Here is a 13,113-nt window from a genome sequence, read left to right on the forward strand (position 1 = left end):
GCTTATACTATTTTAATTCATCCACTTCACCTTTAATTACAGGTAAGGTGTACCCCTTTACTTTTGGCCATTCGCCATTTTTTATCTCTTTCAGGTCCAGTTTTTTAGGATCAACCACCACGTGCTTGATCCGCTGTCTGCGCCAGGTATAAACAATATGTACCAGGCCATCCGATGATTGTATAACTGATGGATATGAATACTGACTAATGGGCGAATCTTCCAATATCAGCGCCGCGTACCATTTAACCCCATCTTTAGAAACAGAAACATTTAAAGGTGTGCGCGCTCCTTTTGCTGCTGTACCCGGCGGCAATACATGGTTATATACCAACAGCTGCCGACCGTCTTTAAGCGTTACAGCATCTGTGCCTGAGTTATTGTTTGGCAAGCTGGTTTTTTGGAGCGGTGTCCAGGTTTTTCCATTATCTTTTGACCATGATGTTAATATCGCCCTGTTCTGGCTGCGGCACAGTATCTGTAAACTGCCATCCTTATGAAATAAAATGCTGGGCTGTATGGCCTTCATCTCGGTACCATCGTTAATAGGGCCTATCAGTGTCCATGTTTTTCCAAAATCCTTACTTGCTTCAAAGTGCACCTGCCAGCCCTTGCCTTCGGTACTGGTTGGGCTTAATAAAGTACCGTCCTTCAGCAATACCGGTTTGTTTTTGATGGGGCCAAGAATATTATCAGGCAAAGCCCTTTGTGCCGACCAGGTGATGCCGCCATCAGCAGAGGTTTTAATATACCCTTTCCATTTTGCGGGACTTGGACCTATTTTGTAAAACAACAACAGATCGCCACCCGGAACCTGGTAAAGAACCGGGTTCCAGCACGGATAACGCAAAGTATCATTCTGTACACCGTTGGCTACATTGATAGCCTCCGTCCATTTACCATTAACCAGCCGGCTTACCCAAATACACACATCTGGATTGCGCTCTTTTGTACCACCAAACCATGAGGCCACCAGCCCCTTTGGGGTTTCGGCAATGGTTGATGCATGGCACTGTGGGTAAGGTGCTTTCTCATAAATAAATTCATCCTTTAATATTCCTTTGCGCCAGGGATTGGTTTGGGCAACAGTTTCACCTGCAATTACACAAGTACTTAATATGATCAACAAGATTCTTTTATACATAACTATCATTTATTGTGCGGGTTTCTTTGCCGCGGCATCTGCGGCTTTCTTTGTTTTAACGGCATCAACATAAGCTTTAAACAACTGGTGCCAGTTGCGGCCATTGCTATTGAGGTACTGTTCGTTTTTGGTTTTATAGATCTCAAATATGGCCGATACTTGTTTAATATTCTTAAAATCAACAGCCTGTTCACGGGCTTGCTTTAAGTTTGCAAGTATGGTAGCTTCCTCAGTTGACGTAAGATCGGGAACAATAGCTTTATAGCCTGCTAATGTAAAAGCTACCTTACCAATGGTGTATTTGTCAAGCACAGCCTCAACCTGTTCTTCGGTTAAATCTTTCCGTAAACCAGCCATCAGGTTTTCATGTACAGATTTTGGTAATGATGAATTCACAATGATCTGGCGATCCATAACACTCAGCACTTTGCCGGTAGCCGGATCAATACCTGCCGGAACAGATTCATAAGAATGGCTGTTGTTCCAGTCGCGCACAGCTTTCAGATGGGTGGTTACCACCTCTTTTACCCTTGCTGCTTTTGCTGCATCATTGAGGCTTAGCGAACTGATCCAATCAGTGGCTTTTTTTTCAATTTCGGCATCTGCTTTAGCCTGTGCTTCGGGCGATGGCGCTGGCTTTGATGCAGTTTGATCCTGCGCTTTGCTTATAGTGGCCTGCATGAGCAATAATGCTAATGCCATACCCGCAATATTTAATCTTTTCATCATTAGTATTTCATCAAATAGTTTAACTTTTTACTTCAAAATCATAACTCCCTGACGCGATCTGGAAAACAGCTCTCCCATTTTCCATTTTTATCAGTTTAATATCCTTTACCGCAGCAGCGTTTTGACCACTTTCGGTAATACCCGCATCTACTTTATTTATAGGTATATAAACTAAAGCCTTACTGTTTGGAGGTATGGTAATGTGCCAGCTGAAATGATCTTTATGGCAGGTCCAACTGCTTTTTACTAACCCATAAGGGGTTTGGTATGATGCGTCAACTTTATCGAGGTCTTTAATAACCGGGGGGGTCATTACCAATTCCTTATAACCTGGGCTAACCGGTTTAATACCGGCCAGGTCCTGGTAAAACCAAGCTATCAGATCGCCCAGCAGCATAATATGGTTGCGTGAATTCATGGCCGGGTTCGCGGTATCCCCATTCCAAAGCTCCCAGATAGTGGTGGCGCCTTGCTTAATCATATAACCCCAGCTTGGGTAATCACTGTTGGAAGCTATACGATAAGCAATATCCGGACGGCCAAATTCAGTAAGCCCGCGCATAAGCCATTGTGTACCAATAACTCCGGTACTGATATGACCATTGGCTTCGTTCTGAATTTTGTCGACTATATTTTTAAACACCGCCGACCGGTTTACAGCCGGGGTGATGCCAAAATAAAGCGGGAGCAGGTTAGCTGTAATGGTATTATTATCATATTTAAAATTATCTCTGTTAAGATACTTCTGGTTAAAAGCATTACCAATATTTGATTGTAAAACACTAAAAAACTGCGCATCGCCAGATCTGTTTGTGAGCTTAGCAAACTTGCGCATCAAACCTGCCAAGTGATAATAATATGCAGTGGCGATAAGCTGGCCATCGGTATTGCGGGCCGGGTCTTTAGAGTGGATCAATTCAGGAGACTCCGGCGGTACACACCAGTCGCCATATTTGTCTTTTGTCACCATATAATCCTTCATGTATTTTAGTCGCATATAGTCCATCCATTTTTTCATGGAGGCATAATGCTTTTCTATAGGCGCTTTATCAGCAAACTGACGGTACAACATATCGGCCACCAGGATATAGGTGCCCGGCCAGGTCATGTTATCACTATAATAATTCCAGTAAGCCGGGGCCACATCAGGTATGGCGCCATCCGGTTTTTGCGAATCCGCAATATCATCCAGCCACTTGGCATAAAGGTTTCCGTTGGCAAATAAAAAACTTTCGCCAAGTGAGCCAACAGCCCGGTCACCCAGCCAGGGCATACGTTCATTACGTTGCGGACAATCAACCGGCATCCCCTTATAATTACTTAATATACCCCAGTAAGCGTTATGATAAATTTGATTTACAAGAGTATTTGAGGTTTCAAAATGCCCGATAGTAGCCATGGCATCATATACTACCTGTCCTTCGAAATCAGCCAATTCGGGTTTTCCCGGATAGCCGCTGATCTCTACATAACGAAAACCATGATATACAAACACAGGGTGCCATGTTTCCGGTTCCCCGCCTCTTAGTGTATAAACATCGGTTACCCTGGCATCGCGCAGGTTAGCCAGGTACAGTTCACCATTAGGCTGAAGAGTTTCGGCATAGCGCAGGGTTACTTTATCTTCCCTATTACCTTTTACTCGCATTTGCAGCCAACCCGCCATATTCTGCCCCATGTCCATAATCCAAATACCGTTTTTTAGCTGAGTAATACTAACAGGCTTTATGGTATCCATCACTTTGATAGGTTCATTCATCTGCGCTTCTACCCTGCCGCCCGGCGGGTCAACCAACTGAGCTTTTGACCACTTACTATCATCAAAGCCGATATTATTCCATCCGCGAAATTCTTTGGTGGCATCATATTCTTCGCCATCGTATTCATTATTGGTACGAATTGGCCCATCGGCAGTAAATTTCCAGTTATCATCGCTTACAATTAATTGTTTGGTGCCGTTGATGTATTCCACCTCCAGCTGCAGCAACATTTTTGGAAAGCCAAACTCTTTTATCTTTTTGGGCTTGTACTTTGGGCGCATCGTAAAAAAACGCCCGTTACCCAATACCGTAGCTACGGCGTTTTTACCTTGTTTAACATTTTCGGTAACATCAAACGTGCTATACTTTACAGATTGGGTATAGTCGGTTGGGGGTTCTGCCAATACCTGGTCCCCAATCATCTTTCCATTTATATACAGCTCATAATGCCCGAGACCAACTATATAAGCCGTCGCTTTTTTGATACCAGAGCTTACATCAAATTGTTTACGATAATAGCGGGCTGAAAGTCGGGAAAATTTAGATACACTATCCCAGGGGAAACCATGGTCATATCCTACCCAACGGGCTTTCCAATCGGTAGCATTCAGCAAACCTAGGGTCCATTGAGCCGGTAGGCTCCATTTGGTTTCACCCTTATTGGTCCACACTTTAACCTTCCAGTAACAAGCGGTGCGGCTTAGCAATGGTTTACCTGTATAAGTAACCATGATGGATCGATCCGTGTATACCTTACGCGAATCCCACAGATCACCCTCACCGGCTGCAAGCTTTGCAGGGGTTGAAGCAACAATTATACGGTAAGCTATCTGGTTGGTATTCCGCGCATCGCTGGTGATCTGCCAGCTTAAACGCGGACGAACTGTGCCAATACCTAAAGGATTTTCCAGCATCTCGCACCTAAGGTTTTGCAGCTTAACATCAGCATAGGCATAACCGTTTAAGCATGTGCTTAAAAAACTGGCTAAAGCCACAATAATATATGCCGATACTATTTTCATTATTTACCCGAAAAATCAAAGTATAAAGTAAGCGGCAGCGCATCCTCTATATTTTTGTCGTAATTGAAATACTTATTCTTTTGCCCGCTTGCGCCCAAATACTCAGGTTTCTGCGATTTAGTACCTATTGGTGTTATACCGTGCATAAAAGAGATATCGCCCGATGGAAAAGCAGGTGCAACATTATAGGTTTTTGCAGGATTGGCTGGCGTGAACAAGCGCATAAACACATCCTGGTTATTGCACATGATGGTAATTGGCTGACCGGTTGTCTCCAGCCTCATCCAGTATAGGTTTGAGTAATAGCCTTTGAATTCGGGATATACCACAGTACCTTGTCCGGTTATGGTGTTATTATAGGTTTTATTCCAAACACCAAGCGATGTACCCTTCATTCTGTTTTTCCACACCCTGTACGGACCATCGCCTAAATAGGTCACCCCTTTTATGTCCTTTTCAGAGAACGAGAAATTTACCCCCAACAATGCGGCTTCCTCGCCGATTGGCCAATACCTTACATCCAGTTGTACCCAACCCGATGGGTAAATGACCCATTTAAGCATCGGCTCGGTTTTTTTTGATGGGAATTGGGCCTCGATTACGAGGTTATTTCCTTCATAATGCTGTGTGAGCTTCTGAAAACCAGCCTGGTCCTGGCCCTCTATCAATATGGGCCCATTGTTAAAAGGGATTTTGCCTTTGGCATTTTTAACCTTTGTTAATATGCCCGAGTTACGATTAATTTCAAGTTCAATGCCGTTACTTGTTTTAACCTTATATAAAGAATCAGTTTCTTCGATCACAGGCTTGCCGCCACCGGTTTTGCTGATCACTCTACTGGTAATTTTATCATGACTGCTAACAGGGAAACTCCAGGTATATAATTCATGTTTAGTAACGTCATAAGCAGTTACATACAGTACATCAAAACTATTCCAGTCAACAGGCAATTGTAATTGGAGGTTACCATATTGTCCGGGGGCGACGTCAGGTGAAGCAATAACGCCCGTTTTTGGCGCTATGCCCGCTTTTTGATAAGGGCCATCAAATTTTGCCAGCTTATAGCTAAAGCTGCATTGTTTTAAATTAGTATAAAAATAACGGTTCTCTAATCTGAGCTTTCCGTTAAAAGCCGGCGTTATTTCACGTGGTTCCAGGTATACAGGGCTCCAAACTTCCTTAATAGTATAATAACTTCCTTCTTTTTCATGATATGGGCCCACAATACCATCAGGGCCGTGATCGAGATCCGTATCAAGCGCACCGTTTTTATCAGAACGCACTACGGCCTCGTCTGCAAAATCCCAGATAAAGCCGCCTGCAGACAATGGCGTATGCCACATCTGATCCCAGAAATCATCTAAGCCCGCGCCAGCGCCGCCATCATAAAGGCCGTGTAAAAATTCGGTGGGGAAAAATATATCATGCCCATGCATTGCTGTGCCTGTGCCATAATCATAATTAATATAATGCTGGGTATTTGTTCCTCTGAAAATACCCCAGGGATGTATCAGCGGGCGCTTTTGAATATCAAGTTCATCAAACCAATGGTCAAGATCAAAATTAAAGCCGCCTTCATTGCCATTGTCCCACACTACTATTGAGGGGTGATTAATATCTTTTTCAATCAGTTCTTTTACAAGTTTAGAGCCTACCTGCGTATCGTAATGCTGATGCCACCCTGTTAGTTCATCCAATACAAATAACCCTAATGAATCGCAGGCATCAAGAAAATGATCATCGGGCGGGTAATGCGACATTCGTACAGCGTTCATGTTCATATCCTTCAGCATTTTTACGTCTCCTACACTTATTTCTTTATTAAGCGCCCGGCCGGTTGTTGGCCAGAAGGAATGCCGGTTAACTCCCTTAAATTTGATCTTTACGTTATTTACATAAATACCGTCGTGTTCGCGAAGCTCCACGGTGCGAAAGCCGAACCTTTGTTTTACGGTATGCACCGCTTTACCATTTTGGTTAAGGGTAAATACAACATTATACAGGTTTGGAAACTCTGGTGTCCATAATTTAGGTGATACGATGTGTGTACCAATGTTAACAAGCGTGTCGCCGGAATTTACTTTAACACTAAAAGCGGGGCCAACCTTTTGACCGTTTAAAGAGTAAACCTGCCCTGTAATGCTACCGTTTTTTACTGATGAAAGTTTTAAAGCGGCTTTCAAATTGCCATTGGCTTTGGCATCAATAGCATAATAATTGATATGTGTTTGCGGCGATACCTCGAAGAAAACCGGGCGGAAGATACCACCGAATATCCAAAAGTCGCCTTTTCTTTCGGCCGCATTTACCGAAGCATTAGCTGAATGTTTGGAGACAGTTACCTCCAGCAGGTTTGATCTGCCATAATTAAGCAAATTGCCCACCTCATATTTGAAACGATAAAAAGAACCCTGGTGAATGGGTCCGGCTGATTTTCCGTTCAACTTTACCTCTGTATCAGTCATAGACCCATCAAAAACAATGTTGATGGCTTTACCTTGCCATGCAGCCGGCACTGTAAATTCATATTTGTACAGTCCTTTTTCTTTACCTCTTAAACTGTCTTTAGCCAGGCCGTAATTGTATTTGCCAAAACCCTGAAATTCCCAGTTTGAAGGTACCGGAATGGTGGTCCATTTACCAGAGTTACGCCCCTCCGTGCAGAAAAACTGCCAGTTAACCGTATGATCGCTGCCTGTGCCTGACAGGTACATTTTTTGTGTTTCCTGCGCCCGGGTTGTTAAACCCGATATTATTAACAGCACGCATATACATATTTTAAAACAGGCAGATCTCATAGGTTTATTAGTTTGCGGTTAAGGTAAATTTTAATGGGTTATCTGTACGGAATGGCACCGCCGGTAATCCGTTTTTATTATAAAAATTAGGCTGGGCCGACTCTGACCAGGCAAAACGAGTTGCTATTGGGGTTGTTACCGATGGTGCGGAGACTTCTATCGTATTGTTTTTGATCAAAGCCTCAGCAGGTACAAATTTGCCGTCGCGCCCGGCTATGGTAAAATCTGTAAGCGGTTTACCATCGTGGCTAACCAATCCGTCGCCCACATAACTAAAATTAAGTATGATCTTGTTTCCACTGATCTTCATGCTTTTGTACATCGGCCCGGAAAAGACTATATGCTTTTTCCCGTATGTATTGGCTAATGCCTGAAGTTCCAAACGGCGGCCGACCTCCCATTTAAATGGCGGATGTATATTTTTCAGATCGTCATTCAAGTCGGTAGTAACGATCATGCCTGTATGGGGTATTTTCAAAACCAAGGTTTGAGCCTCACGCAGTTCAGGTTCTGTAAATTCGGTATAGGGTACTTGCCCTTTGCTTTTTGAATAATAGAACGGCGCTATCTGCACATAATAAAATGGCATTTCTTTATTATTCCAAAGCTTGCGCCAATTGTTAATGAGCGCCTCCATTTTATAGGTATAGGTAATGGTTTCGGCTAAATAGCAACTGGTTTCGCCCTGGTACCACAAACACCCTTTAATGGCGAATGGCGCAAGTGGTTCTATCATTTTAACATAGAACTTACCCGGGTCGTTTTCAATTTTAACATTGTGGGCTTTGAAATACGGGATAGCATCATAAGCCTCTTGTGGCGCCCACGGCTCAATGTGACTACCACTTACTGCCGATGAGATAATACCTACCGGTACGCCCAGATCATGATGAAGGTTTTTGGCGAAAAAATACCCTGCCGCTGAAAACGCCCGTAGAGCAGAGTCCTCGGCAACACTCCATCCTGAATGAGTAGAATCGGGCTTTTGCAAGTTCTTTTGGGTCACTAAAAATATCCTGATCTGTGGGTTATGTGCCCGCTGCAATTCGTCAATCGGTGAATTTACAGTGCTGGAATCGGGCTTTTTCACCTTGCTGTTCTTACGCATCTCGTATTGCATATTTGACTGCCCCGAACACAGCCATACCTCGCCTACCAGAATATTATTGAGCTTTATAGTGTCTTTACCCCAAATGGTTAATGTTTCCGGTTTGGCCAAAGCAGGCATTGGGTTTAATGTGACTAACCATTTGCCATCAGTTTTAGTTACCGTTGTTTTGGTTTGCCCATTAAATTTTACTGTTATCTTTTCGCCGGCCGTGGCAGTACCCCAAACAGGAACGGGCTGATTGCGCTGCAGTACCATGCCGTTGCCTAATATTTTAGGCAAAACAATTTGTGCGCTGCCATTTGTAAAACAGAACAAACAAATCGCAATCCAACAAAATATCCTGCAGCTACCCATCTCTTAATAATTGCTTGTTTTAAATGATTTGATATAAAAAACCGCTGGCTTAGCACTTTCACCTGCTTTAGGCAAATCGTAATCCTGGTCTGTTGGTGTATCTGCATTTGGGAACCGCCTTACATCGCCGGTTTTGAAAACTACCCGGTTAATATTGAGCACAGGTGCAAAAAACAAACTTGACAATACATCCTTACCATTCACATTCACAGTATAAAAACGGGTATCTGTATGTAATTTTAGGATGACGTGGTAAGGCTTACCGGCTTCATAATTCATGATATTTTTATCCCGGTAACCAGCTTTGGTATAAAACCGGCCGGCCGAATCAAGTGTGAGCCTGATAGCGGCACTACCTTTTTCATCCTGAAATTCAATACTGAGCTTACCCGTATTATTTTGCCCGGGGATGACGGTAAAATCAGCCAGCAACTTCTTAGATGCAGGCACTATCCGTTCGGCCTTAGCATAATCAAAAGGATCGCTGTCTTTCAAAGTAAGGCAGCGTTCGCCGTCGGGTGCTTTCTCTATAGCCACCGGGGCCCACTGGGGGCTGTAAGTATTCCATTTATCGAGTTCTTTCCCCGGAGGTATATTATTAAATACCTCACCGGCATGTGCATCAGCTATCGCTGTTACCGGAACAGGGATTGATGACACCCAAATATCCTCTTTATTCATGCTGTAGGTAACCCATAACTTGCCATCAGGCGGCGTACCATTGCCTTCTTCAATCCCGCGCACATATTGAGGGCCATAAGATTTGTAAGCACCACCATAACGCATAACGGATATTTCACCATTCACCAATAATAGGTTACTATAGTTCAATCCGTCCTCACTTACCGAAATAGCCAGCGGCCACCGAAACTCCGACGGATTATAAACCGTAGCGTATTTACCATCAGATGTACGCTGTCCCCATATTTTAGCATTGCTGTTTACAAAGCGGGGCGCGCGTGAAGCGTTAGCCGGCCAGGTTTTACCATTATCGGCACTGATGGCGGTAAGGGCATTTTTCCATAAACCAACCACACGACCATCAGGCAGGTGATAAAAATTAAAGGCTTTATATTCCTTATGTAATGGTATTAAAGGATCCTTTCTGTCTGTTTCTTCTGCCCATTGCATCATCATTAATGGGTTAGCCATCAGTTCGTCACATGCTTGTACAAAGTCCCTGTCTTTACTGGTTTTATAAAAAGGATAACTCGTATTTTTTTCATTCCATTTTGGATTGTAATGGATAAAATAGATCGGGCCATACTTGCCATTGGGCAGTACTTCGCGTACTACACGTCCTATCCCCAAACCATCATTCGGATCGTCATGCCCGTCAAGACAAATACCATAAAAGCCCAATACCAGCAAACGTTTTGATTTAGCGGTATAAAACCCCATACGCTGGTGCATCACCGAATAGAGGTCTTTTGCAACACCGAGGTGTCCGGTTTTGGTCGTGCCATCGGGTATTTTATATTGCGGAAACACCACAGCAGGTTTTGACCAGTTGAGGCCGTCTTGAGAGGTGATAACCAGTGTTTGCCCGGGGGGGATGCTCTCACCCACCTTATCGCTCAGATATTCTACATAAAAGGTGTTGTTCCAATATGCCAGCATAGGGGCATGGTTATAAGTAAAGCCAAAACCATCAGCTAATTCGGGATGTTCGCGGTTGGCCCGGAATATTTGCTGACTGTGCACGCCTACCACCGGGCTCAACTGCCCATGGTGGTAATCAACATTAACTATTGTATTGCCTGTATAACGCACGGTATCCTGCGCCCGGGAGCCATAAGTAATTAATGTAAGCAGTAATATGTAGACTATCTTATTCATGTTTAGCGTTGGTCAGTTTTCAGCTGTGTTTCCTTTAGCAATAGGTTTAGTTGCTTTTTGGTTACTTTAAATATAGTGCCGTGTTTGTGTCCTTCGGGCACTTTTACACTATCTGATATATCAGTAAAAGTTTTAAAATCGGTTGTGCGCATAGCACCGTATCTTTTTAACCGGTATGAATCATAGTATATCAACCAGTTGCTCCCTGCTTTGGTCATTGATGGTCCTTCACTGTACATTTCGGTAAAGCGTTTGGTGTAATTGGTGTAGGGCCCAAGCGGGTTATTACTAAACGCGAGCAGTATATTACGATTTGGCCGGGTATTATCCTTCATCACAAGTATATAGTCATGCCGGCTTCGTTTTACAATTTCGGCATCAATTACACTGAAACCAGGGTCAAGAAATAATTTTGTTGGTGCAAAGGTTTTAAAATCTTTGGTGGTTGTATAATATAGGCGATGATTATTATCCTCCGGCTCCTGCCCTTTAGGAAAACGATTAGGAATGGTTGACGCCCAAACAATAATGAACCGGGCCGCTTCGTCATCATAAAACAACTCAGGCGCCCAGGCATTGACCGCGGTAGGTTCATAACCCATTACATTAATATGCTGCTGCGCCGACCAGTGTACCAGGTCCTTTGAGCTTGCATAACCAAAGCCCTGGTCGTCTTTCCAACCGGTGGTCCATACCAAATGATAAACCCCATCGGGGCCCTGGGCTATAGAAGGATCCCGCAGGATCTTTGCGTTACCGGCTTCAGGTTTTATAAATACATGGTTAAGATCAGTCCAGTGGTAGGCATCATAACTGTATAAAAGCCTAAGCCCACCATCTGCGGGTTCATGAAACGAAGTAAATATATATACGTTTTTACCCGTTTTGCATGACAGAATTAAAACGGAGGCAAATGCTAATAGTATGTATTTTACAGACCGATTCATGCGTACTTTATTTTTGATTTATATCGCGTCAATGATCAGTACCCAATCATTGCCATTTGTTTTTTGCCCCGGGGGATTAAATTTAAGCGTTTTTGCCTTGTTAACCGTTCCAATAGCTGTAATTTGTCCGTTACGCGGATTATACCATGATGCTTTTATTTTGGTTCCGGTCAGCTTTTCTGTATTAATATTGATGTCCCTGCCGGTATAAGTATATACAAATGCGTAATTACTGCCGCGGGTAGCAATTAACCTGTCGTATTTTTGGCCTTGATTGCCGGCAATTAATGACTGATCGGGCACCCGCTCAAAATACGGCCGGGACAACATCAATTTTTTCAGGTAGATCATTTGTTTGGCGCCAGGATCATTAACAGAATTAAACCAGTATCCTTTTGATCCGTAGGCGGTTTTTTTTTCGCCCGGTTTATGCATTTGCATCACGTCATTGTTGCCATAGGTATAACCACAGGCACCCGCGAATACCGACCAATAACCGTAACGCCTTACATCGGCAGCCGTCCACCGCGGAAGCTTGAAGTTATGCAGCCCGTGAGGAATTCTTTCGTATGATGGTTCTGCGTCAAGCGTTGGCTTAACAGGTGTTTTGGCATAATCAGCCTGTACGTATTTCCAGTTATCCTCTCCGTAGTTCAAATCCTTTTTAGAAGTGTCCTGAGCATAGGTACGGTGGCCGGATTGAAAACAGTTAAAACTTAACCAGGCCTGGTCATGAAACCATGTAGATGACTGTGTACGTCCGCGGGGATGGAAAGTAATCAGATGACTGGTGTCGAGCCTAAGCAGTGTGTTGCCGATAGCGTTCCAGGTTTTCAGAGAATCTGTTCCCGAAATATCGCCGCCATTCATCCAAATGATGTTTGGCCTGTCACGGTATCTTTTAGCTAAAAAATCAGCGTATATTTTTGCTTTGGCAGCACCAATATGATTTCCTTTTACTACCGCGCCCCATACCGGCACTAACGCTATATATATTCCTTTTTGAGCTGCTTTGCTAATGATCCAGTCTATATGGTCCCAATAATCATATTCATTACCTTTGCCAAACGTATTGCCAGGCGTTACATTTGGGGTAGCAATATTTTTATGGATTAAGGCCGAATCGCCATAGGCATTCGTTTCGCCGATACTGTGCACCACCATAACCTGTATCACGTTAAAACCCTGTTTACTTCTGATATCCAAATATTTTTCAGCCTCTTCACGTTTCATTTTCGAGAACAGGAGCCAGCCGGTATCACCCAGCCAGAAAAAAGGTTTACCATCAGCCATAAAATACCGATGATTTGCAGATACTTTTATATGAGGCATTACCCCATCGCTGATCTTGAACGAAAAAAGCAAACAAGAGATAATACCTATTAAAATGATCTTTTTAAGCATATTTA

At 43.5% G+C, this 13,113-nt stretch carries 8 protein-coding genes; all 8 read right to left on the reverse strand.

From position 1 onward, the window contains the following. Positions 1–7: 7 nt before the first annotated feature. Complete coding sequence (locus tag J2W55_RS18780; protein WP_310099245.1) at positions 8–1,144, reverse strand: sialidase family protein; 1,137 nt, start codon at positions 1,142–1,144, stop codon at positions 8–10. Between the two features lie 9 nt (positions 1,145–1,153). Next, a complete protein-coding gene (locus J2W55_RS18785; protein ID WP_310099248.1) occupies positions 1,154–1,846 on the reverse strand; it encodes a DUF3826 domain-containing protein in 693 nt (230 codons plus the stop codon). Between the two features lie 46 nt (positions 1,847–1,892). After that, the gene (locus J2W55_RS18790) at positions 1,893–4,655 is read right to left on the reverse strand and encodes an alpha-L-rhamnosidase (RefSeq protein WP_310099250.1); all 2,763 of its coding nucleotides are present in this window, start codon (positions 4,653–4,655) and stop codon (positions 1,893–1,895) included. Further along, positions 4,655–7,420, reverse strand: coding sequence for a glycoside hydrolase family 2 protein (locus tag J2W55_RS18795; RefSeq protein WP_310099252.1), 2,766 nt, complete (start codon positions 7,418–7,420; stop codon positions 4,655–4,657). The genes J2W55_RS18790 and J2W55_RS18795 overlap by 1 nt, the downstream gene beginning before the upstream one ends. A 40-nt stretch (positions 7,421–7,460) precedes the next feature. Then, a complete protein-coding gene (locus J2W55_RS18800) occupies positions 7,461–8,843 on the reverse strand; it encodes a sialate O-acetylesterase (RefSeq protein ID WP_310099255.1) in 1,383 nt (460 codons plus the stop codon). A 78-nt stretch (positions 8,844–8,921) separates the two neighbouring features. Further along, the gene (locus J2W55_RS18805) at positions 8,922–10,757 is read right to left on the reverse strand and encodes a sialidase family protein (protein WP_310099258.1); all 1,836 of its coding nucleotides are present in this window, start codon (positions 10,755–10,757) and stop codon (positions 8,922–8,924) included. A 2-nt stretch (positions 10,758–10,759) separates the two neighbouring features. Then, a complete protein-coding gene (locus J2W55_RS18810; protein WP_310099261.1) occupies positions 10,760–11,704 on the reverse strand; it encodes a glycoside hydrolase family 43 protein in 945 nt (314 codons plus the stop codon). An 18-nt stretch (positions 11,705–11,722) separates the two neighbouring features. Further along, positions 11,723–13,108: a glycoside hydrolase family 140 protein gene (locus tag J2W55_RS18815; protein ID WP_310099264.1), complete on the reverse strand. Its 1,386-nt coding sequence runs from the start codon at positions 13,106–13,108 to the stop codon at positions 11,723–11,725. Positions 13,109–13,113 lie beyond the last annotated feature (5 nt).

The organism is Mucilaginibacter pocheonensis, from assembly GCF_031456535.1.
Lineage (GTDB): Bacteria > Bacteroidota > Bacteroidia > Sphingobacteriales > Sphingobacteriaceae > Mucilaginibacter > Mucilaginibacter pocheonensis.